The following is a 20859-nucleotide window of genomic DNA, read 5'->3' as shown; positions in this document are numbered from 1 at the left end:
GCGGGGCAAGCCCGCTCACCACAGTTAGACTTTGAATGGGCGTAGCAGCCCGTCAAGTTGTTCGCTCAGGGCGCGCAAATGGGCACTGGCTACATTCGACTGCTGCGCCGCTAAGGCGGTGCTATGGGACAACCCCGCCACCTGGGTCACGTTCTGGTTGATGTCTTCCACCACATGGGCCTGTTGCAACGTGGCGCTGGCAATCGACGCATTCAGGCCATTGAGATTACGCAGGGCCTGGCCGATGGCGGTGAGGCTGGCACCGGCCTGGCCGGCTTGCTCGATGGTCAGCTGCGAGGCGCTGTGGCTGTCGCTGATCACTTTCACGGCGGCTTCGGAGTGACCTTGCAGGCGTTCGATCATCGCCTGGATTTCAGCGGTGGACTTTTGCGTGCGCTGGGCCAGCAACCGCACTTCATCGGCCACCACCGCAAAGCCCCGGCCTTGCTCGCCGGCGCGGGCGGCTTCAATCGCCGCGTTGAGGGCCAAGAGGTTGGTCTGGTCGGCGATGGAGCGGATCACTTCCAGCACGCCACCAATCTGCGTGCTTTCGCTGGACAACGTGCGGATCACCTCCACGGCCTGGCTGATGGTGCTGGACAGCTGGTCGATCTGCTGCAAGCTGCCATCGATATTCACCTGGCCTTGCTGCGCCTGGGCCTGGGCGTCGCGCATTTCGCTGGCGGCGTGTTCGGCGTTCTTGGCCACGTCCTGCACGCCATAGGTGACTTCATTGATGGCGGTGGCCACCAGTTCCATTTGCTGGGACTGTTGCTGGCTGCGGTCGTGGGCCTGGGTGGCATTGGTGCCCAGTTCCAGGGACGACTGGCCCAGGGCGTTGGCGCACACCTGCAACTGGCTCACCACCTGGCGCAGCTTGGCGGTGAAGCTGTTGAAGTGGTGCGACAACTGAGTGACCTCGTCCTGGCCATGGGTGTCGAGGCTGCGGGTCAGGTCGCTTTCGCCGCTGGCGATGTTGCCCAAGGCGTTCACGGCGGCCTGCAACGGCCGCACGATGCTGCGGGCGATCAGCGACACCAGCAAGGCCATCATCACCGCGATGCCCAGCCCGATAAACGAGGCTTTCCACACCTGGCCGGCGAATTCGGCCTGCACATCATCCACGTACACGCCCGAGCCGATGATCCAGCCCCAGGGTTCGAACAGTTGGATATACGAGGTCTTGGCCACCGGTGCATCGGCACCCGGCTTGGGCCAGCGGTAATTGACGATACCGGCACCCTTGGCCTTGGCCAGCAGCACAAATTCATTGAACACCGCAAAGCCGTCCGGGTCGCGGATGGCCGAGAGGTTCTGGCCGTCGAGCTTGGGGTTGGCCGGATGCATGATCATCACGGGGGTGAGGTCGTTGATCCAAAAATAGTCGTCATGGTCGTAGCGCAGCCCACGTACCACGCTCAAGGCTTGTTTTTGCGCGGCTTCGCGGGTCATGACGCCGGTTTTTTCCAGGCCGTGATAAAACGTCAGGATGCCGCTGGCGGTCTGTACCACGTGTTGGGTCTGCTGGCGTTTGGCCTGGTACAGGTCGCCGTGAATCTGCTTGAGCATCAGCAAACCCAGGGCCAACAGCATCAGCACGGCGACTATCAGGATCAGCCAGAGGCGGCGGCTGATCGACATACTGCGCAAACTGTTCATCGTCCTGTCACTCCATGCTTTTTATAATTGTGGGTGCTGCATCGACTTTTCCCGCGTGTCTGATAGGCTTTCGGCCTGTGTTCGGAAAACCTGAATGCTGTCTGATTTTTCACGGATTTTTTGCATGCCGGTGGTGAGAATAACCGCCGGGCCTTGTCGTCAGTGAACCACTAAAAAAGATTAACAAGGCATGCCATCGAGCATGACCTTTGGGGGAAGCATGGATTTTTGGACCGCCATTCAGGCATTGATTCTTGGCGTTGTGGAGGGGCTTACCGAGTTCCTGCCGATTTCCAGCACCGGCCACCAGATCATCGTGGCCGACTTGATCAACTTCGGCGGTGAACGCTTCGAGGCGTTCAACATCATTATCCAGCTGGGCGCGATTCTCGCAGTGGTCTGGGAGTTTCGCCGCAAGATCCTGGATGTGGTAATCGGCTTGCCTACCCAGCGCAATGCGCAGCGCTTTACGGTCAACCTGATCATTGCCGTGTTGCCGGCGGTGGTGCTGGGGGTGATTTTTGCCGATGTGATCAAGCACTACCTGTTCAACCCGATCACAGTGGCCGCGGCGTTAGTGGTGGGGGGCGTGATCATGCTGTGGGCCGAACGCCGCCAACACGCGGTGCATGCCGAAACCGTCGACGACATCACCTGGAAAGACGCGCTGAAGGTGGGCCTGGCTCAGTGCCTGGCGATGATTCCGGGTACTTCGCGCTCGGGCGCGACCATTATCGGCGGCCTGCTGTTCGGGCTGTCGCGCAAGACCGCCACTGAGTTTTCGTTCTTCTTGGCCATGCCGACCATGGTCGGTGCCGCCGTTTACTCGGGCTACAAGTACCGCCACCTGTTCCAGCCGGATGACCTGCCGGTATTCGCCATCGGCTTTGTCACCTCGTTTATCTTCGCGATGATAGCGGTGAAGGCCCTGCTCAAATTTATCGCCAGCCACAGCTATGCCGCGTTTGCTTGGTACCGGATTGCATTCGGCCTGGTGATCCTGGCGACGTGGCAGTTCGGCTGGATAGACTGGACTGCCGTCAAGCCATGAGTATCCAGCACTGGCGCTTGAAAGCGGCGCTGTTTGTACTGCTGTGCGCTGCGCCGTTGGTGGGTTCGGTGCTGGTATGGCTGCGCGGCGAGACGGTCATCCCGCTGGCGGCTTATGGCGTGGTCAGCCTGATTGCGTTCTCCCTGTACTGGAGCGACAAACGCAAGGCGCAGACCAACCGCTGGCGCACCCCGGAAAACATCCTGCACGCCGTGGAGCTGGCAGGCGGTTGGCCGGGGGCGTTGATCGCCCAGCAAGTGTTTCGGCACAAGACGCGCAAGGTGTCTTACCAGGTGCTGTTCTGGGCAATCGTGTTGCTGCACCAGGTGTTCTGGCTGGACCAGTTGTTCCTCGGTGGCACGCTCTGGTCAGTCCTCTAGCAATAGCCCGACCTGCGTGCGCTTGGGCAGCTTGCTCACCACTAACTGGTGGGAGCGCTGCAACAAGCCACGCAGCTCCTGCGCGCCCAGCGGGTAGGGCGTGTTCATGATGACCCACTGCGCCCGCGCCAGGTAGGGCGCCGGGTGGATGCCTGGGCGGTCAACATGGCCGAGGAACAGCTCTTTATCGACCTTGAACGCTAACGACTCGCCCCGCAGGTTCTGCAGGGCGAACATCTTGTTACCGGCAATGGAGAACACGCGCACGCCGCCCCATTTGTAGTCCTCCCGCGCACCGGGCAGGCTCAGGCAAAAGGTGGCGACTTGGTCTTCGGTCATCTTCATAACAGGCGGTCTCCGCAGCTTTTAAAGCCTTCTTCCAGGTAGTCGATCCAGGCGCGAATGGCCGGCAGCACGCCACGCCGGTGCGGGTACACCGCCTGTAGCCAGCCGCCCGGCAATGACCATTGCGGCAGCAGTTGCACCAACTGGCCTCGGGCCAGTTCCTCTTCGCAATACATCATCGGCAACACGGTAAAGCCCAGGCCCATGATTGCGCTGGCCTTGCGCACGATGAAATCGTCGATGCCCAGGCGGGCCTCCATCACCAGTTCGTGGGCATTACCCTCGGGGTCGAGGATGCGCTGATGCACCATGCGGTCGGCTTCAAGGGCACCGAGTATGGGCAATTGGCGCAGGTCTTCGAGGGTGTGGATCTGTCGCCCGTGCATGAACGCGGGGCTGGCCACCAGCACCGTCTGCGCCGGGCGCAGGCGCTTGGTCACCAGCAGCGGGTCTTCATCCCCCAGTTCGCGTACCCGCAGGGCCACGTCGATGCCTTCGGCCACCAGGTCCACGCGGCGGTTGACCAGGGTCATTTCCAACTGCACTTGAGGGTGCGCAGCGAGAAAACCGGCCACCAGTTCCGGCAGAATGTGTTGGGCCATGCCTACCGGGCAACTGACCCGCAGGCGCCCACGGGGCTCGCTGGACATGCTGGCCACGGCCTCATCGGCCATCTCTGCTTCCAGCAGCATGGCTTGGCAATGGCGCAGGTAGCGCTCGCCGACAGCGGTCAGGGTGAGTTGCCGCGTGGTGCGTTGCAGCAGGCGTGCGCCCAGGCGTTCTTCCAGCTCGGCAATGCGCCGCGACAACCGCGACTTGGGAATCCCCAGCAGCCGCCCGGCCGCCGCGAAGCCACCGGCTTCGACGACTTTGGCGAAATAGTAGAGGTCGTTGAGGTCTTGCATGGTGGGCCTATTGTCCTGTCAGTGGGACAAACTATCGCATTTGAGCCGCCTTATCGGCTATTGGTTTCATGCGTAGGATTGGCTCATCTGATCGCCACTGACGATCCTACTCGGAGAACTCACATGAAACTGTTGCACATCGATTCCAGCATTCTCGGCGACAACTCGGCTTCCCGTCAGCTCAGCGCGGGCGTGGTCAAGGCTTGGCAAGCGGCTGAACCGGGCGTGGAAGTGACCTACCGTGACGTGGCCGCCGAAGGCATCAACCACTTCTCCGGCGCCACCTTGGGCGCACTGGGCACCCCGGCCGAGCAGCGCAGCGCAGCACAGCAGCAAGAAGCTGAGCTGAGCGCCAAGACCCTGGCCGAATTCCTCGCCGCCGACGCCGTAGTGATTGCCGCGCCGATGTACAACTTCACCATCCCGACCCAACTCAAGGCCTGGATCGACCGCATCGCCGTTGCCGGCCAGACATTCCGCTACACCGAAGCCGGCCCAGAAGGCCTGTGCGGCAACAAGAAGGTCATCGTGGTATCGACCTCGGGCGGCCTGCATGCCGGCCAAGCCACTGGCGTGGCCCATGAAGACTACTTGAAGGTGTTGCTGGGCTTCCTCGGCATCACCGACATCGAGTTCGTGCGCGCCCACGGCCTGGCGTATGGCGATGAGTTCCGTACCAAGTCCCTGAGCGACGCCAACGTACTGATCAACGAACAATTGTTCGCTGCGGCGTAAAGCTTATGTAAAACAGCGCTTTTCCCCGTATCAATCTGAAACGGGACGTCTAAACTCTGTATTCTGATCGCCTTAAAACGACCGGACTACGGAGTTTTTTCGTTAACCCGCTGTCATTACTTTGGCCCAGGTTATGCACGCATGGGTTTATTACCCGGTGCGAGCGCCTTGAACCATGGACTTCTCAATTAGACATGCAGGTCTTTACGCAGCAAAGGTGGACATCCTCATGATGCGTCTTTGTGCAGTTATGGTTCTTTCCTTACTGGGCGGCTTGGTTTCAGTGCACGCCGCGCCCGCGCCGCACCCCCATTGGAGTGTGGGCTTCCACCGCATGACCTTTCTCGATCCGCTGGATCTACAGCCGATGAAAGCCATCGCGTTCTACCCCTCCACCGATGCCCCCCATACCACGCATCTGGGCGCCTACCAAGTTGCGGCGTCTGAAGATTCCAAGATCGCTATCGGGCGCTTCCCGATGCTGATGCTGTCTCACGGCAACACCGGCACGCCGCTGGCCCTGCATGACTTGGCCACCTCCTTGGCGCGCAAGGGGTTTGTGGTGGTCGCGGTGCTGCACCCTGGCGACAACTACAAGGACCACAGCCGCCTGGGCACCGTGAGTAACTTGTATGGGCGCCCGATCCAGATTTCCGAAGCCATCACCGCCACCTTGGGCGATCCGATGCTATCGCCGTTCGTTAACATCGATCAGGTGGGCGTTATCGGTTATTCGGCCGGGGGCGAAACCGCATTGATCCTGGCCGGTGCCAAGCCTGATTTCGATCGCCTGCGCCGCTATTGCCAAGAGCGTCCGGAAGACCGCGACGCCTGCACCACCAAAGGCGAGCTGGTGGTAGACCGCGACGACCTGCAACCCCAGGCCGATCCGCGTATTCATGCCTTGATGCTGATGGCACCGCTGAGCTTGATGTTCGGCCGCCATACCCTGGCCGACGTGCATGTGCCGGTGCTGCTCTATAGCGGTGACGGCGACAAGTTGGTGGCCGTGGACAAGAACGCCGCCGCCCTGGCGCGCAAGTTGCCGGAGCCGCCGAACTTCAAACTGCTGGCCGGGGCAGGGCACTTTGTGTTCATGGCGCCGTGCGACAGCGACCAATTGGCCGCGATGCCGGCGATCTGCACCGATGCTGATGGTGTGGACCGTGAAGGCATCCACCGTGACCTGATCTCCGAGGCTGGGCGTTTTTTCAGCCACACTCTCGGCCAGTCGACCCGCGCCGGTATGCAGACGGCGGATCAGTAAGCGCGACGTTTGAGGGCAAAGGTCACGCCCAGCGCCGTGACTGACAGCAACGCTGCGCAAAAGAAGATCCAGTCATAGCCGAGGTTCAGCGCCACGGCTCCCATCAATGGCCCGGCAATCGCCAAGGCCAGGTCAAAGAACACCGCGTAGGCACTCAACCCAGCGCCACGGCTGCTGTTGGGCACTTGCTTGATGGCTTCCACACCCAGCGCCGGGTACACCAACGACAAACCAAAACCGGTCAGCCCGGCACCGACCAACGCAACGGCGGTGGACGGTGCCAGCCACAGCAGGGTCAGGCCCAGGGTTTCGATGACCATGCAGGCAATCGCGGCGCGGAACCCGCCAAAGCGGCTGATGGCCGAGATAAACACCAGGCGCGACAGGATAAAACACACGCCAAATACCGTCAGGCAGTACGCCGCACCGGTCCAGCCGCGATTGAGGTAATACAGGGTAATAAAGGTAGTGAGGGTGCCGTAGCCAATCGATGACAGGCACAGGCTGGCGCCAAACGGTGCGATACGCCCGAACACCGCCCAAAACGGCAGGCGCTCACCGCGTACCACCGGCACCGAAGGTTTGTTGCGGATCAACACCAGGCCCAGCGCCGACAGTGCCGACAGCGCTATGCCCAGGCTCACGTAGCCATACTGCGCGACCATCACCACCCCCAACGGCGCGCCGATGGCAATGGCGCCGTAAGACGCGATGCCATTCCAAGAGATCGAACGCGCCGTGTGCTCGGCGCCGACCTGGCCCATGCACCAACTGATGGTGCCCACGCCTATCAGCCCTTGGGCCACCCCCAGCAACAGCCGTGCGGCAATCAGAATGCCCAGGCTCAGGCTCGGCGTGCTCTCCAGCAAGGTTGCGAGAAACGTCAGCACGCCACTCACCAGAATCCCCGCTAGCCCCAGCACAATCGCACGTTTGGTGCCGACGTTATCCGACATCCTCCCGGCCATCGGCCGACTGAGTAACGTGGCCAGATACTGCGAGCCGATGACAATTCCCGCCACCACCGCGCTGAAACCCAGTTGCCCGTGCACATAGCCAGGGATTACCGCAATCGGCAGGCCGATGCAGATAAAGGCGATAAAGGTATAGAAGACGATGGAGACGATCTGCAGGGTGATCGATAACGAGCTGGGGGCGGCGGCTGACATGGGCACTCATTCGCGGGCGGGCGGTGGAGGCATCATGGCAAGGCTCTGGTGGAAAAGAAAGCAGGCTAACGATTAATGATGGTGTTCCATTAGATGCAAAAAGCCCCGTCACAATGGACGGGGCTCTAACTTGCCGCTTTCAGCTAAAAACTAATCGCTGCCCTTAAAACACCACACCTTGGCTGCGCAGGTAATCGTCATAAGTGCCGCTGAAGTCGATCACGCCAGTGGCGCTCAACTCGATGATGCGGGTAGCCAGGGACGATACGAATTCACGGTCATGGCTGACAAAGATCAGCGTGCCTGGGTAATTCTCCAGCGCCAGGTTCAGCGCTTCGATGGATTCCATGTCCAAGTGGTTAGTCGGTTCGTCCATGATCAGCACGTTCGGCTTTTGCAGGATCAGCTTGCCGAACAGCATGCGGCCTTGCTCACCGCCAGAAATCACCTTCACCGACTTCTGGATCTCGTCGTTGGAGAACAACATCCGACCCAGGGTGCCACGGATCATCTGCTCGCCTTGAGTCCATTGGCCCATCCAGTCGAACAGGGTCACATCGTCTTCGAAATCGTGAGCGTGGTCCTGGGCGTAGTAGCCCAGTTCTGCCGCGTCGGTCCACTTGATGCTACCGGCGTCCGGGGTCAGTTCGTTGACCAGGGTGCGCAGCAGGGTGGTTTTACCGATACCGTTCGGGCCGATGATCGCCACGCGCTCGCCGGCTTCAACCTGGAAGCTGAAGTCTTTGAACAAAGGCTTGCCGTCGAAGCCCTTGGCCATACGCTCGACGATGACCGCCTGGCGGTGCAGCTTTTTGTTCTGCTCGAAACGGATGAACGGGCTCACACGGCTCGAAGGCTTGACCTCGGCCAGCTGGATCTTGTCGATCGCCTTGGCACGGGAAGTGGCCTGCTTGGCTTTGGAGGCGTTGGCCGAGAAGCGGCTGACGAAGGATTGCAGCTCGGAGATCTGCGCCTTCTTCTTGGCGTTGTCCGACAGCAACTGCTCGCGGGACTGGGTCGCCACGGTCATGTACTCGTCGTAGTTGCCCGGGAACAGACGCAACTCGCCGTAGTCCAGGTCAGCCATGTGGGTGCACACGCTGTTCAGGAAGTGACGGTCGTGAGAGATGATGATCATCAGGCTGGAACGCTGGGTCAGGATGTTTTCCAGCCAGCGGATGGTGTTGATGTCCAAGTGGTTGGTCGGTTCGTCGAGCAACAGCACTTCAGGATCGGAGAACAGCGCCTGGGCCAGCAATACACGCAGCTTCCAGCCTGGGGACACTTCGCTCATCGGGCCGAAGTGTTGCTCCAGCGGAATACCCAGGCCCAGCAGCAACTCACCGGCACGGGATTCGGCGGTGTAGCCGTCCATCTCGGCGAACTCGGTTTCCAGCTCGGCCACGGCCATGCCGTCTGCTTCGCTCATTTCCGGCAGCGAGTAGATACGGTCGCGCTCAGCCTTGACCTTCCACAGCTCCTCGTGACCCATGATCACGGTGTCGAGCACGGTGAATTCTTCGTAGGCGAACTGGTCCTGGCGCAGCTTACCCAGGCGCACATTCGGCTCCAGCATGACCTGGCCGCCAGACGGGTCCAGGTCGCCACCGAGGATTTTCATGAAGGTCGACTTGCCGCAACCGTTGGCACCGATCAAACCATAACGGTTGCCAGCGCCGAACTTGACCGAGACGTTCTCGAAGAGCGGCTTGGCGCCGAACTGCATGGTGATGTTAGCTGTGGAGATCAATTACTTTACCTATCAATGGGTTGCGAGCGTGGCGGCAGGAGCCTTCAGGCATGCATCAACAGCGACATCAAGGCGCGAAACCCGGTCGCTGAGCAAAAATTGGGGATGTGTGTTGGAATTTGGCGCGCATTGTCGCATATGTGAGACGACAGTTGTATGGCGAAACCGATGAGGTTCCTGCTCAGCCCCCGCGGCGGTCAAAAAGAGGTAACAATCGCCTGGGCCAGTTGCTGGTCGGACATCAGGGGCGGGTGGTAAGTGGCGCGGTAGTGGCGCGCCGCTTGCTCGAACTGTGCGCCGCGGATCTCGCCATCGGAGCCAATGAACGCGAGTGCATCGCTTTTGGAGGATTTAAACAACTCTGGAATGGCGGAGGTTGCCGCCAGGGTGCCGCCAAGGATGACCGTGGGGGCGATTGTGGTAATCATCAAAGCGGCTTGGACGGGGTTGTTGTTTTCGGCCGCGATAGCCGAGTTGCTTGTAGATACCAACAGGGCGACGGCCAGTGTTTTCCATGACTTCATGGGGGATTGCTTCCTTGCGTGTGGACTGGCGCGCATTCTCACCTATTTCAAGCGATCACTGCATGGGCGGGGCGGGATGTTTTTGCCAGTGTCTCCGGCATGGCCAGCCATAACAGCGCCAACGCCAGCGCCGCCACGCCGGCGAGGGTCAGGAATGCGGCGTTGTAGCCAGCCTGCTGCACCACGAAACCAGCCAGGCTGCTGCTCAGCGCTGCGCCCAGGCCAAATACGGTGGACAGGGCGCCCAGGCTCACATTGAAGCGCCCGGTGCCGTAGGTCAGGTCCTTGACGATCACCGGGAACAGCGCACCGAAGATGCCTGCGCCGATGCCGTCGAGCATCTGCACGGCCACTAACCAGTAAGGATCGGCGGACAAGGTATAGAGCACGCCGCGCAACGGCAGGATCATAAACCCGGCCATCAGCAACGGCTTGCGCCCCCACAGGTCTGCTTTTATGCCCACCAGCCAGGCCGTCGGCACCATCACCAGTTGTGCCGCGACGATGCAGGCCGAGGTCAGTGGCGTGGCCATTTGCAGGTTGATTTGCGACAGTTTCTGGCTCACCAGCGGCAGCATCGCGGCATTGGCCAGGTGGAATAGCGCACAGCAGATGGCGAACAGTAGCAGCGGACGGTTGGCCAACAGCACCTTGAGGCCAGAGGGTTGCTCGTGGTCGGTGGTGTGGGCAGGGTCGAAGCCACGGGCCACTTCATGGTCGATGGCCTGCGCCGACACGCAACTGATCGCCACCACGCTGGCCAGGGCCATGAACGCCATCAGGTAAAACACCATGACGGGGCCGTACAGGTACGCCAGGCCGCCGGCCAACAGCGCGGCCACGGCATTGCCGGCGTGGTTGAAGGTTTCGTTGCGTCCGGTACGGCGGGTGAACGCCCGTGGGCCGGTGATGCCCAGGGAAATTGCCGAGATCGCCGGGGCAAACACCGATGCCGCCACGGCACTGGCCGCCTGGGTCAAGGCAACCCAGGTAAAGGCGCTGACAAAGGGCAGCATCAAGCAACTGCCCGTCACCAGCAGCGCAGCCAGCGCGATGACCGCACGTTTGCTGCGTGTGCGGTCGATCAGGGCGCCGGCCGGGCCCTGGGTGAGCAGGGCGGCGATACCGGCCAGAGTCATCACCACGCCGATACTGGCCGGGTCCCATTTGTGCACGGCCAACAGGTAAATCGCCAGGTACGGGCCGAGGCCATCGCGCACATCTGCCAGGAAGAAATTCAAGCTGTCCAGGGACAGGGTATTGCGCAGATCGGCGTGCTTGGCCATGACGGGGGCTACACAAGGGGCGTTCAACGGCTGAGCGCTCATTGCGCTAGTGACCTACCGGCGTTGCGTTAAGTTTCGCCCGCTTCTCGGGGTTTTAATCGGCACACACTTGGCTTATTTTCTTAAGGCTCGCGGTAACGACTTTTTTGGAGACGCAATGGACATGCCCTCAGCTCAACAGGCGATTGCCAGCAACAAGGACGCCTGGGACCAATCCGCCAGCCTACATAAAACCACCGAGACCTGGGCGGCGTTGCTTCGGTCGGTGAGCAACCCTCGGTTCTCCTGCCTGGACCCGACGATCACCGGGTTGCTACAAGACCTCGGGGTGGCGGGCAAGGATGTGGTGCAACTGTGCTGCAACAACGGTCGCGAGAGCCTGTCGCTGTATGGCTTGGGGGCACGCTCGGTGGTGGGGGTGGATCAATCCCAGGCCTTCCTGCAACAGGCCCGCGAACTGGCTGATGGGTCGCCCCACAGTCCCGAATTTATCGACAGTGATATCCATCACTTGCCGCCTCGGTTGCACGCACGTTTCGACATCGCCCTGGTGACCATCGGCGTGCTCGGTTGGATGCCGGATGTGGCGCAGTTCATGCGCCATGCGGCCAGCACCTTGAAACCGGGCGGCAGCTTGGTGATGTATGAAACCCATCCTTTCCTGGAAGTGTTCGACCCCAGGGCTGCCAACCCCTTGCTGCCTGCCAGTTCGTATTTCCAGCGCGAGCCCTTTGTACTGCAGGAGTCCATCGTCTACGAAGGCCTAGGCGAGCAGGCCGGGCCGACGTCCTATTGGTTCCTGCACACGTTGGGTGATGTGGTCAGCGCAGCCATCGGCGCCGAGTTGCAGATCAGTCATTTGCAGGAGTATTCCCACTCCAACCGCGAGGAACTCTACGACCAGTACGAGCACCAACCGGCGCAACTGCCACTGTGTTTCACGTTGACCGCGGTCAAGCGGGCTTCTTGATCACAGGATAAATGGGCAAAAAAAAGCCCGCGAAAATAGGCGGGCCAAGGGATTCACTGGAGTAGGTAGCCTTCACCCTATAGGCCGGTAAGTGAAGGCCTTGTGAAAAAGCCGTCGTAAATTTACAGGGGCAGCCGCATTAGGCGCGGCGTACAAAGGTTCGCATGGTTTGACCTGGACCGGTATGGAACACGATTGGCCTGGGCATCCCTTCATCGGCGGCGATAAACACGAATTCATCCCCTTCCAATCGATAGCTGGCGGGCAGCTGCTTGCCGGCGTCATCTCCGATGGCGTCCACCCAGGTAATGCTTTTGGGGCGGGTCGTGCTGTCCAGGGTAAACCGGCCGGCCAACAACACTTCGCCACTGACGGTTTTGACTTCGAAACGGTCGCCGGTAATCGTGGTGATCGCGCCGGGAGCGCTATGGGCATCGACGGGGTTGAGCACGCCGCTATCTTCAAGAGCGATTTGTTCCCACGCGCCTTGCAAGGCTTGAACGTCCGGATCTGACATGGATGACATACACATTTTCCTTTGTGCGCGGGCGGGAGTCGTTGGTAGTCGCGAACAATACGCCATTATGAACCGGCTCTGTAGAAGCACATTCGGCAAGACACCTTTTCACAATTCTTGGTTAACTTTTGGTTACAAACTGTGGCTAAATAACTGCCAATGGCCTTACGCCGGGTGGTTTCCCGGCCGTTCAGGCCGACTGTGTGAATTGTGATTTCAGGTGCTGCTTATTCCATCCTCGGCCGTTGTGGGCACGCAGGAGCAGCCTGTTCTCTTTAGACGTGTGACGAAATCCCTTGAAACTCATCATTGTTGTTCTCTACGTTGCCTCTATTGCGTACGTACACCTGCGCGGCCGGGTGCGACACAAACTGGGCCGCCAGCTCAGTGATCATTCGACCTTCCTGGCGCCGATCAACTGCTTTCTCTATCTGTTCTCCAAGCTACCCAGTCGCCCCTACCTGTCGCCCAGCGATTTTCCCGACCTGAGCCCGTTGCAGGAACACTGGGAAGAAATCCGCCAGGAGGGCCAGAACCTGATGCGCGCGGGTGAGATTAAGCGTTCGGAGCAATACAACGACGTCGGCTTCAACTCGTTCTTCAAGTCGGGCTGGAAGCGCTTCTACTTGAAGTGGTACGGCGACAGCCACCCCTCGGCAATGAAATTGTGCCCTCGTACCACGGCGTTGGTGCAGAGCATTGGTTCGATCAAGGCGGCGATGTTTGCCGAGCTGCCGCCGGGCTCCAAGCTGGTACGCCATCGCGATCCGTATGCCGGTTCCTACCGCTACCACCTGGGCCTGGATACGCCGAACGATCCTGGCTGCTACATCAACGTGGATGGTGAAACCTATTATTGGCGCGATGGCGAGCCGGTGATGTTCGATGAGACCTACATCCACTACGCCGAAAACACCACGCAGCACAACCGCATCATCCTGTTCTGCGATATAGAGCGGCCGATGAAGTATCGCTGGGCTGCAGCGTTCAACCGTTGGTTCAGCCGCACGGTGATGGCAGCGGCGGGCTCGCCGAACGATGCCGGCGACAAGACCGGCGGGCTTAACCGCGCGTTCACTCGGCTGTACAAGATTCGGCTGCGGGGCAAGGAACTGAAAAAACGCAACCGCACGCGTTACTACCTTGAAAAGTGGGCAATTTTCGCGGCATTGGCACTTGTTTTCGTGTTGATCTAACACCAAACGGCTGCCTTTATTGGGGTGGGCAGGCGCCCAGCTTGTCCCACATTGCCTTGCTGATCTTTTGCCGATGGGCATAACCGGCCCAGGGATCTGCCTTCAGGCTCTGCAAACGTTGGTGCAGGTTGGCAACCGTCCACTGCTGGGCGCCCTGTAACGTCTTTAACTCATCCCGGCTGATAGGCACCGACACTGGCAAGCCCGGACGCGCACGCAACGAGTAAGGCGCAACGGTACTTGCGCCCCGTGCGTTGCGTAGGTAATCGACAAAGATCTTGCCCACGCGGTTCTTTGGCCCCGAGGTGGCAGTAAAGCGCTCGGGCAGTTGGCCGGTCATGAAGTGGGCAATCGCCTTGGCAAAGGCCTTGACCGTGTCCCAGCCATCTCTGCGCGCCAGTGGCACCACAAGGTGCACGCCCTTGCCGCCGCTGGTCTTGACGAACGCCCGCAGCCCCAGTTCATCCAGCACTGCAAGGGTCAGTTGCGCGGCTTCGACCATGGTTTTCCATGGCAGCGCCGGGTCGGGGTCCAGGTCGAGGACGAACTGATCCGGAGTTTCGAGCTTGTCCCAGGTAGCGCCCCAGGTATGCAGCTCAATGCTGCCCATTTGTACAGCGCCGACCAGCGCGGCAGCACTGTCGATTTCCATCAGGCGGGCATGGCCTGGGTCCAGGGCTGGGTTCAGTTGCTTGATAAAGGGAATCGCCAAGCGCTCTGCGTGTTTTTGGAAAAACTGCTCGCCTTCTATGCCCTCCGGGGCTCTGAGCAGCGCCAGCGGGCGACGCTGTAGAAACGGCAGGATCCAGGCGCTGATATCGCTGTAGAACTGCGCCAGTTGCTGCTTTTGCGTGCCACTGTGTGGGTCAATGATCCGCTCGCCGTGGGTGATATGAACATCGCCAGGCATGTCTTTGCCGGGCTTGAGGGATTTGGCTGGACGGGGTTGCTCGTGGGTGATTTGCGCGATGGGCTTGTCGGTGCGCAGAGCGATAAATGCCGCCTGGCGTACCAAACCTTCTTGTGTCCACTCGGCAAATCGCACCTCGGCCACCAGCGCCGGTTTCACCCAATGCACCCCGCGGGCCTGGGCGCTGGTGAGCGGCTTGGCCAGGGGCGAGGTTTTACGCTCCAGCGCAGTCAGTTGCCGATAAAGGCTATCGAGCGTTGCTTGGTCGAACCCCGTGCCGACGCGCCCGCTATACACCAGCCCGGTGTCATCATTGACCGCCAGCAACAGCGCGCCAAAACCGCTGCGCGAACCTTGCGGGCGGGTGTAGCCGACAATCACAAACTCTTGGTGCAAATGGCATTTGAGCTTGATCCAGTTGGCACTTCGGCTCGACACATAAGGGCTGCCCTGACGCTTGCCAATGACCCCCTCCAGGTTCAGGGCGCAGGCGCTTTCAAAAATGTCGCGAGGGTCGGCGGTCAAGGCTTGGGTAAAGCGCAGCAGCTTGCTCTTGCTGGCGGCCAGCGCGGTTTCGAGAGCGCTGCGCCGCACCTCTATCGGTTCTTCACGCAGGTCGCGACCGTCCAGGAACGGCGCATCGAACAGGTAATAGACCAGGTCCAGGCTACGGCCGATATCGAAAGCGTTCTGCAGCGCCTGAAAGTCCGGTAGGCCGTCACTGTTGAGGCTGACCACTTCGCCGTCCAGCCAACTGTCCTTGAGTTTGAGCGCCTGCAGCGCTTTGGCCTGGCGTGAGAGGCGGTCGGTCCAGTCGTGGCCATTGCGTGTGAACAGGCGCACCTCGCCATCGGCGATTCGCGCCAGCATGCGGTAGCCGTCCAGCTTGATTTCGTAGTGCCAGTCGCCCTGGGGTGGTCGATCCACCAATGTGGCCAGTTGCGGGCTCAAACGCGCGGGAAGGGCAGCGCTCACGGTGTTCCGCAGTGGCGGGGCGGCCATCGAAGCGTTGCTGAGCACGCTATCGGGCAGTGCCTGGACGATATCGTAATCGGCGCCAGGGCGTGCCTGCTCGTCCTGCTCTTTGATCAATAGCCACTGCTCCTTGTCGCCACTGCCCTTTAAGCGGGTACGGACCAGCGCCCAGTCGCCGGCGAGTTTTTCGCCGATCAGGCTGAACTTGAGTTTGCCAGCGGCGTAGGCCTTATGTGGGTCGCCCTGAGGTTGCCAGACGCCGCGATCCCATACGATCACATCGCCTGCACCGTATTGCCCGGCCGGGATGCTGCCTTCGAAACTGCCGTAGCTAAGCGGATGATCTTCTACGTGCACCGCCAGGCGCTTCTGGCTGGGGTCCAGGCTCGGGCCTTTGGGAACTGCCCAGCTTTTGAGGACGCCATCGAGTTCCAGGCGAAAGTCATAGTGCAGGTGGCGCGCAGCGTGTTTCTGGATCACGAAGGTCAATGCCGAGGCCTTGCGTTTGCCGTCGCTCGCGGTGCCCGACGGCTCGGCGGTGATATCGAAATCGCGCTTGCGGTTGTATTCACTCAGTGGCTTGGGCATGACTTAAGAGGCCTTGTTGGAACGCTTCGCGGCGGGCTTCTTGGCGGGCTTGCCGGCCAGGCTGCGCTTGAGCAGTTCCGTCAGGTCGATCACGTCGGCCGACTTGCGCTCTTCACTGCCTTTGCTCGTCTCCACATCCTCGATCTTGCCGGCCTTGGCCTTTTTGGCCACCAGCGCCATGATCTTGTCCTGGAAGCTGTCGCGGTAATCATCGGGTTGCCAGTCGGCGCTCATGTCATCCACCAGGCGCTTGGCCATGTCCAATTCGCCCTTGGCCAGGGAGGGCTTGGTCACGTCCGTGCCCAGCTCCAATTCATCCAGGCTGCGCACTTCGGCAGGCCAGCGCAGCATCACCAGTACCAGTGCCGACTCCAGCGGCATTAGCGCCGCCAAATGCTGTTTGGTGTGCAGCACCACATTGGCCAGGGCCACCTTGCGGGTTTTCTTGAGGGTCTCCCGGAGTAAGGCGTACACCTTGCCACCGCGTTTATCCGGGGCCAGAAAGTAGGGCGTGTCGATGTTCTGCAATGGGATCTGGTCGCTGGCGACGAAGGCGATAATCTCGATGGTCTGGGTCGACTTGGGGTGAGCGGAGCGAATTTCCTCTTCGCTGAGGAGCACGTAGCGCCCCTTCTTAAAGGCTACACCCTTGACGATATTGTCTTTGCTCACTTCCTTGCCGGTGGCCTTGTTGATGCGCTTGTAGCCCACCCGGTCCATGCTGCGTTTGTCCAGCCAGTCAAAATCCACGCCTTGGGCGGACGTGGCCGAGACCAGTGACACCGGGATATGCACCAAGCCAAAGCTGATCGCGCCTTTCCAGATTGCCCGTGGCATAGCTGTTTTCCTTGAGCGGACTGAGTATTAAGCTGACCGGCAGGCCGCCTTAAAAGTTTCGGCGGACAGATGCGCGGACAGATCGTGTTACACCTGATGAGAAACTATTTAGTTACGAAAGCCGAACCCAGGGCGTAGCGTGTTATCGAAAGCACGTACTACTCGCTCAAGAGAGGCTTTGTCATGAATAGTTGTGTGCGTCACGTTGCGGCGCTTGTGATGGGTTTGGCCCTGGTACCACTGGCTCAGGCCCAAAGCCTGCCGGGCCGCACGGATTCCAACAACAGCCCGATCCACCGGGCCAACCCCAACAGCATGCAGGGCACCCAGCCCACTGCGCCGGCGGTTCGCGGTATCCAGACCGGCCCGACCCCGCGTACGCCGACCGTGGAAAACGGCGGCATCGGCAATCGCTATCCCAAGCGCGATGCCGCCCCCAGTCGCCCAGCCACCGAAACCAAAGCCCCTAGTTATGATGCCAACGGCAATCGCCGGTAAGGACTCGTCTTATGTTGCTACGCAAAACCCTGCTGGCCGCCGTTTGTGCGGCTGTGATCGTGCCTTTGGCAAGCGTCTACGCGGCTGATGGCCAACAGTTTCCCAGTGAGCAAGGCAGCATCACTGCCACGCCGGTTGCCAAGGGCCTGGATCATCCGTGGGCTGTGGCGTTCCTTCCGGACCGGCAAGGTTTCCTGGTGACCGAACGCCCCGGGCACCTGCGCTTTGTCAGCCCGGACGGCAAGCTCTCCGCGCCGTTGACCGGCGTGCCCGAGGTGTGGGCCAAGGGGCAGGGCGGTTTGCTGGACGTGGTGCTGTCGCCCGACTTCAAGCAAGACCGCATGGTCTACCTCTCTTACGCCGAAGGTGGTGGCGAGGGAGGGACTGCCGGCACGGCAGTGGGTCGTGGGCGTTTATCGGCAGACTTGAAAAGCCTGACCGATTTCAAAGTGATCCTGCGCCAGGAGCCCAAGCTGTCTACCGGTAACCACTTCGGCTCGCGCCTGGCCTTTGATCGTGATGGTTACCTCTTCGTCACCCTCGGCGAGAACAACGACCGGCCCACCGCACAGGATCTGGACAAACTGCAAGGCAAGGTCGTACGTATTTTCCCCGATGGCCGTGTGCCGGATGACAACCCCTTCGTAGGTCAGGCGGGGGTTCGCCCCGAGATCTGGTCCTATGGCCAGCGCAATCCCCAAGGCCTAGCGCTGAACCCTTGGAGCGGCACGATCTGGGAGAACGAGCATGGGCCCAAAGGCGGTGATGAGATCAATATCATCGAGCGTGGCAAGAACTATGGCTGGCCAATGGCGACCCACGGTATAAACTATTCCGGAGCGGCCATTCCCGAGGCCCAGGGCAAGACGGTAGAAGGCACGGTTGCACCCCATCATGTCTGGGAAAAATCACCGGGTATCAGCGGTATGGCGTTCTACGATGCGGACCGTTTCAAGCTTTGGCAACACAACGTCTTTATCGGGGCGTTGGCCAGCCAGGAGTTGATACGCCTGCAGTTTGAGGGTGACAAGGTGATCCATGAGGAACGCTTGTTGGGCGGCTTGAAGGCCCGGATTCGCGATGTGCGGCAGGGGCCGGATGGCTATCTGTATGTGCTGACGGATGAGGACAATGGCGTGCTGTACCGCGTAGGGCTGAACCAGGACTAATAGTTGGCGCGGGACCTTGTGGGAGCGGGCCTACCCACTCCCACATTTTGCCCGTGTAAATGCTATAGCCCCAGGTCAGACAGGCCCGGATGCTCATCTGGACGCCGCCCCAACGGCCAATGAAACTTGCGCTCGCTTTCCTTGATCGGCAAATCATTGATACAAGCAAAGCGATTAGCCATCAGGCCGTTCTCATCGAACTCCCAGTTTTCGTTGCCATAGGAACGGAACCAGTTGCCCGAATCGTCGTGCCATTCATAGGCATAACGCACGGCAATGCGGTTATCGGTAAACGCCCACAGTTCTTTGATCAGCCGGTAGTCGAGTTCCTTGGCCCATTTACGCGTGAGGAAGCCCTTGGCCTCTTCACGGTTGTGGGCGAACTCGGCTCGGTTACGCCACTGCGTATCCAGGGTATAGGCCAGAGACACCCGTTGCGGGTCGCGGGAGTTCCAGCCGTCTTCGGCCAGACGCACTTTTTGGATCGCCGACTCACGGGTGAACGGCGGCAGCGGCGGGCGGGACTCTTGTGTCGATGACATATCACGGCTCCTGAAGGCGACGCAGTGCAAAGGCCCAACAGTCTATCCTTGGCGACGAGACCTGAGCACCCCCATGGTGTAAGCTCGTGGCCTCTTCGGATTCGACCCATTGCGAGCCTTATGCCGTCGTTCTTCAAACGCTCCTTGTTGCCCAAACTGCGCGGTTTCCCCCTCACTCCCGACGCGATCGACGTGCTGTCCGGCGCCGACGCGTATCGCCGTTGCCTGCTGGAGAAAATCCCCCAGGCCACTCGGCGTATCTACATCGTTGCGCTGTACTTGCAGCAGGACGAAGCAGGGCAGGAGATCTACGATGCCTTGCACGCCGCCAAGGCAGCACGGCCGGCGCTGGAGATCGTGGTGGTGGTCGACTGGCTGCGTGCCCAGCGTGGGTTGATCGGCGCCGGTAAACAGCCCGGCAATAGCGCCTGGTATCAAGCAATGACCCAGTCCCACGCCAGTGAAGTGCCGGTGTATGGCGTGCCGGTGCAAACCCGCGAGCTGTTTGGCGTGCTGCACCTCAAGGGCTTTGTGATCGACGATACGGTGTTGTACAGCGGTGCGAGCCTTAACAATGTGTATTTGCACAAGTTCGACAAGTACCGTTTCGACCGCTACCACCTGATCCATAACAAAGCGCTTGCCGACTCCATGCAGCATCTGGTGGAACACGGCTTGGTGGCGTCCAAGGCCGTGCACCGCCTGGACCTGCCCAACCCGCCCACCACCCGCAGCCTGCGCAACGACATAGGTGACCTGCGCAGCCGTCTCAAGCATGCGGCGTACGACACCACAGCAGGGCAGTTACCCAATGGTCACCTTTCGGTCAGCCCGCTGCTTGGCGTGGGCAAGAACAACCCGCTGAGCCGAGTGATCCTTGACCTGATCGCCAGTGCCCAACACCAACTGACCATCTGCACGCCGTACTTCAACCTGCCGCTGCCGGTCACGCGCGAAATCAACCGTGCGCTGGCGCGTGGCGTGAAGATCGACATCATCGTCGGCGACAAGACCGCGAACGATTTCTACATCCCGCCCAGCGAGCCGTTCAAGGTCATCGCGGCGCTGCCTTATTTGTATGAAATCAGCTTGCGTCGCTTCGCCAAGCGCCATCAGCCGATGATCAACAGTGGCCAGTTGAATCTGCACCTATGGCACGATGGTGACAATTCCTACCACCTCAAGGGCATGTGGGTGGATCAGCGTTATACCTTGCTGACGGGCAACAACCTCAACCCGAGGGCTTTCCGGCTGGACCTGGAAAATGCCCTGTTGATCGACGATCCCCAAGGTCAATGGCTTGAGCCGAGGCGTACGGAGTTGGCGCAGATCTACCAGCACACCACGCGCATTGACGGTTACTCGCAACTGCAAACCCTGGTGGATTACCCAGCGGCGGTGGGTAAGTTCCTGCGCCGGGTCAGCCGCGTACGGATCGAGCGGTTGTTGTACCGAATTCTCTAACCCTCTTGACTGTCGACAAATAGGCGGCGTTTATCAGACAACGCCTATAGCCCATCGGCTTGTCCTCTTTCTACATTGCCTCCCTGCCGCATACCGCATAGGGAGGCGCGGTCTTCTCCATA

General features: G+C 60.4%; 20 protein-coding genes. 9 read left to right on the top strand and 11 right to left on the bottom strand.

Annotated elements, in window-relative coordinates; all coding sequences use genetic code 11:
- Window positions 1-24: 24 nt before the first annotated feature.
- Complete coding sequence (locus tag ACLD1Y_RS04820; protein ID WP_429475952.1) at window positions 25-1659, bottom strand: methyl-accepting chemotaxis protein; 1635 nt, start codon at window positions 1657-1659, stop codon at window positions 25-27.
- Window positions 1660-1879: 220 nt separating this feature from the next.
- On the opposite strand from ACLD1Y_RS04820, the gene ACLD1Y_RS04815 reads away from it, so the two are divergent.
- Window positions 1880-2710 (top strand): undecaprenyl-diphosphate phosphatase, encoded by an 831-nt coding sequence (locus tag ACLD1Y_RS04815; protein WP_429475950.1) that lies wholly within the window; start codon window positions 1880-1882, stop codon window positions 2708-2710.
- Window positions 2707-3090, top strand: a complete 384-nt coding sequence (locus tag ACLD1Y_RS04810; RefSeq protein ID WP_429475949.1) for a DUF1294 domain-containing protein — start codon at window positions 2707-2709, stop codon at window positions 3088-3090. Before ACLD1Y_RS04815 ends, ACLD1Y_RS04810 begins: the two co-directional genes overlap by 4 nt.
- Here the strand turns inward: ACLD1Y_RS04810 and ACLD1Y_RS04805 are convergent.
- Both ACLD1Y_RS04805 and ACLD1Y_RS04800 read right to left on the bottom strand, forming a co-directional pair.
- Window positions 3079-3435, bottom strand: a complete 357-nt coding sequence (locus tag ACLD1Y_RS04805; RefSeq protein ID WP_429475947.1) for an MmcQ/YjbR family DNA-binding protein — start codon at window positions 3433-3435, stop codon at window positions 3079-3081. The two genes, ACLD1Y_RS04810 and ACLD1Y_RS04805, sit on opposite strands and share 12 nt — an antisense overlap.
- Window positions 3432-4340 (bottom strand): LysR substrate-binding domain-containing protein, encoded by a 909-nt coding sequence (locus ACLD1Y_RS04800; protein WP_429475945.1) that lies wholly within the window; start codon window positions 4338-4340, stop codon window positions 3432-3434. Before ACLD1Y_RS04800 ends, ACLD1Y_RS04805 begins: the two co-directional genes overlap by 4 nt.
- A 123-nt stretch (window positions 4341-4463) precedes the next feature.
- Here ACLD1Y_RS04800 and ACLD1Y_RS04795 point away from each other — a divergent pair, with 123 nt between their 5' ends.
- Together ACLD1Y_RS04795 and ACLD1Y_RS04790 are read left to right on the top strand one after the other, a co-directional pair.
- The gene (locus ACLD1Y_RS04795) at window positions 4464-5075 is read left to right on the top strand and encodes an FMN-dependent NADH-azoreductase (RefSeq protein ID WP_429475943.1); all 612 of its coding nucleotides are present in this window, start codon (window positions 4464-4466) and stop codon (window positions 5073-5075) included.
- Between the two features lie 229 nt (window positions 5076-5304).
- Window positions 5305-6342 carry an alpha/beta hydrolase family protein gene (locus ACLD1Y_RS04790; RefSeq protein WP_429475941.1) on the top strand — a complete coding sequence of 346 codons (1038 nt, stop codon included), beginning with the start codon at window positions 5305-5307 and terminating at the stop codon, window positions 6340-6342.
- On the opposite strand, the gene ACLD1Y_RS04785 is transcribed toward ACLD1Y_RS04790, so the two are convergent.
- The 4 genes from ACLD1Y_RS04785 to ACLD1Y_RS04770 form a co-directional block, all read right to left on the bottom strand.
- Window positions 6336-7511: an MFS transporter gene (locus ACLD1Y_RS04785; RefSeq protein ID WP_429475939.1), complete on the bottom strand. Its 1176-nt coding sequence runs from the start codon at window positions 7509-7511 to the stop codon at window positions 6336-6338. The two genes, ACLD1Y_RS04790 and ACLD1Y_RS04785, sit on opposite strands and share 7 nt — an antisense overlap.
- Window positions 7512-7674: 163 nt before the next feature.
- Window positions 7675-9261 carry an ABC-F family ATPase gene (locus ACLD1Y_RS04780; RefSeq protein WP_429475937.1) on the bottom strand — a complete coding sequence of 529 codons (1587 nt, stop codon included), beginning with the start codon at window positions 9259-9261 and terminating at the stop codon, window positions 7675-7677.
- Window positions 9262-9458: 197 nt separating this feature from the next.
- Window positions 9459-9785 (bottom strand): DUF2388 domain-containing protein, encoded by a 327-nt coding sequence (locus tag ACLD1Y_RS04775; RefSeq protein ID WP_429475934.1) that lies wholly within the window; start codon window positions 9783-9785, stop codon window positions 9459-9461.
- Window positions 9786-9832: 47 nt separating this feature from the next.
- Complete coding sequence (locus ACLD1Y_RS04770) at window positions 9833-11071, bottom strand: MFS transporter (protein ID WP_429475932.1); 1239 nt, start codon at window positions 11069-11071, stop codon at window positions 9833-9835.
- A gap of 157 nt (window positions 11072-11228) precedes the next feature.
- Here ACLD1Y_RS04770 and ACLD1Y_RS04765 point away from each other — a divergent pair, with 157 nt between their 5' ends.
- Entirely contained in the window at window positions 11229-12041 is an 813-nt protein-coding gene (locus ACLD1Y_RS04765) for a class I SAM-dependent methyltransferase (RefSeq protein ID WP_429475930.1), read from the top strand.
- Window positions 12042-12180: 139 nt separating this feature from the next.
- Here the strand turns inward: ACLD1Y_RS04765 and ACLD1Y_RS04760 are convergent, their stop codons facing one another.
- Complete coding sequence (locus ACLD1Y_RS04760) at window positions 12181-12567, bottom strand: TIGR03067 domain-containing protein (protein ID WP_429475928.1); 387 nt, start codon at window positions 12565-12567, stop codon at window positions 12181-12183.
- A gap of 287 nt (window positions 12568-12854) precedes the next feature.
- On the opposite strand from ACLD1Y_RS04760, the gene lpxO reads away from it, so the two are divergent.
- On the top strand, window positions 12855-13754 hold the full coding sequence (gene lpxO / locus ACLD1Y_RS04755) for a lipid A hydroxylase LpxO (RefSeq protein WP_429475926.1): 900 nt from the start codon (window positions 12855-12857) through the stop codon (window positions 13752-13754).
- 16 nt (window positions 13755-13770) lie between these two features.
- Here the strand turns inward: lpxO and ligD are convergent, their stop codons facing one another.
- Both ligD and ACLD1Y_RS04745 read right to left on the bottom strand, forming a co-directional pair.
- A complete protein-coding gene (gene ligD, locus ACLD1Y_RS04750; protein WP_429475924.1) occupies window positions 13771-16227 on the bottom strand; it encodes a DNA ligase D in 2457 nt (818 codons plus the stop codon).
- Window positions 16228-16230: 3 nt separating this feature from the next.
- The gene (locus tag ACLD1Y_RS04745; RefSeq protein WP_429475922.1) at window positions 16231-17064 is read right to left on the bottom strand and encodes a Ku protein; all 834 of its coding nucleotides are present in this window, start codon (window positions 17062-17064) and stop codon (window positions 16231-16233) included.
- A 183-nt stretch (window positions 17065-17247) separates the two neighbouring features.
- Here ACLD1Y_RS04745 and ACLD1Y_RS04740 point away from each other — a divergent pair, with 183 nt between their 5' ends.
- Both ACLD1Y_RS04740 and ACLD1Y_RS04735 read left to right on the top strand, forming a co-directional pair.
- Entirely contained in the window at window positions 17248-17562 is a 315-nt protein-coding gene (locus tag ACLD1Y_RS04740; protein WP_429475920.1) for a hypothetical protein, read from the top strand.
- Window positions 17563-17573: 11 nt separating this feature from the next.
- Window positions 17574-18731: a PQQ-dependent sugar dehydrogenase gene (locus tag ACLD1Y_RS04735; protein ID WP_429475919.1), complete on the top strand. Its 1158-nt coding sequence runs from the start codon at window positions 17574-17576 to the stop codon at window positions 18729-18731.
- Window positions 18732-18793: 62 nt separating this feature from the next.
- On the opposite strand, the gene ACLD1Y_RS04730 is transcribed toward ACLD1Y_RS04735, so the two are convergent.
- The gene (locus ACLD1Y_RS04730; RefSeq protein ID WP_429475917.1) at window positions 18794-19273 is read right to left on the bottom strand and encodes a DUF1348 family protein; all 480 of its coding nucleotides are present in this window, start codon (window positions 19271-19273) and stop codon (window positions 18794-18796) included.
- A gap of 120 nt (window positions 19274-19393) precedes the next feature.
- Between ACLD1Y_RS04730 and pssA the strand changes: the two genes are divergently transcribed.
- Entirely contained in the window at window positions 19394-20737 is a 1344-nt protein-coding gene (gene pssA, locus ACLD1Y_RS04725) for a CDP-diacylglycerol--serine O-phosphatidyltransferase (RefSeq protein ID WP_429475915.1), read from the top strand.
- The last annotated feature ends 122 nt before the right edge of the window (window positions 20738-20859 follow it).

The sequence above is a fragment of the Pseudomonas sp. 18175 genome (genome assembly GCF_050432925.1).
In the GTDB taxonomy this organism is placed as follows: Bacteria; Pseudomonadota; Gammaproteobacteria; order Pseudomonadales; family Pseudomonadaceae; genus Aquipseudomonas.
Note: the sequence above shows the minus strand (reverse complement) of the source record. Positions and strands in the feature narration are given on the sequence as shown.

Excerpts from the sequence above, each read along its gene's own strand:
- ACLD1Y_RS04790 (WP_429475941.1), top strand. The coding sequence starts at position 5,305 with ATGATGCGTCTTTGTGCAGTTATGGTTCTTTCCTTACTGGGCGGCTTG.
- ACLD1Y_RS04740 (WP_429475920.1), top strand. The coding sequence starts at position 17,248 with ATGAATAGTTGTGTGCGTCACGTTGCGGCGCTTGTGATGGGTTTGGCC.
- ACLD1Y_RS04760 (WP_429475928.1), bottom strand. The coding sequence starts at position 12,567 with ATGTCATCCATGTCAGATCCGGACGTTCAAGCCTTGCAAGGCGCGTGG.
- ACLD1Y_RS04810 (WP_429475949.1), top strand. The coding sequence starts at position 2,707 with ATGAGTATCCAGCACTGGCGCTTGAAAGCGGCGCTGTTTGTACTGCTG.
- ACLD1Y_RS04770 (WP_429475932.1), bottom strand. The coding sequence starts at position 11,071 with ATGGCCAAGCACGCCGATCTGCGCAATACCCTGTCCCTGGACAGCTTG.
- pssA (WP_429475915.1), top strand. The coding sequence starts at position 19,394 with ATGCCGTCGTTCTTCAAACGCTCCTTGTTGCCCAAACTGCGCGGTTTC.
- ACLD1Y_RS04805 (WP_429475947.1), bottom strand. The coding sequence starts at position 3,435 with ATGAAGATGACCGAAGACCAAGTCGCCACCTTTTGCCTGAGCCTGCCC.
- ACLD1Y_RS04745 (WP_429475922.1), bottom strand. The coding sequence starts at position 17,064 with ATGCCACGGGCAATCTGGAAAGGCGCGATCAGCTTTGGCTTGGTGCAT.
- ACLD1Y_RS04820 (WP_429475952.1), bottom strand. The coding sequence starts at position 1,659 with ATGAACAGTTTGCGCAGTATGTCGATCAGCCGCCGCCTCTGGCTGATC.
- ACLD1Y_RS04815 (WP_429475950.1), top strand. The coding sequence starts at position 1,880 with ATGGATTTTTGGACCGCCATTCAGGCATTGATTCTTGGCGTTGTGGAG.
- ACLD1Y_RS04795 (WP_429475943.1), top strand. The coding sequence starts at position 4,464 with ATGAAACTGTTGCACATCGATTCCAGCATTCTCGGCGACAACTCGGCT.
- ACLD1Y_RS04775 (WP_429475934.1), bottom strand. The coding sequence starts at position 9,785 with ATGAAGTCATGGAAAACACTGGCCGTCGCCCTGTTGGTATCTACAAGC.
- ACLD1Y_RS04735 (WP_429475919.1), top strand. The coding sequence starts at position 17,574 with ATGTTGCTACGCAAAACCCTGCTGGCCGCCGTTTGTGCGGCTGTGATC.
- ACLD1Y_RS04800 (WP_429475945.1), bottom strand. The coding sequence starts at position 4,340 with ATGCAAGACCTCAACGACCTCTACTATTTCGCCAAAGTCGTCGAAGCC.
- ligD (WP_429475924.1), bottom strand. The coding sequence starts at position 16,227 with ATGCCCAAGCCACTGAGTGAATACAACCGCAAGCGCGATTTCGATATC.
- ACLD1Y_RS04785 (WP_429475939.1), bottom strand. The coding sequence starts at position 7,511 with ATGTCAGCCGCCGCCCCCAGCTCGTTATCGATCACCCTGCAGATCGTC.
- ACLD1Y_RS04765 (WP_429475930.1), top strand. The coding sequence starts at position 11,229 with ATGGACATGCCCTCAGCTCAACAGGCGATTGCCAGCAACAAGGACGCC.
- ACLD1Y_RS04730 (WP_429475917.1), bottom strand. The coding sequence starts at position 19,273 with ATGTCATCGACACAAGAGTCCCGCCCGCCGCTGCCGCCGTTCACCCGT.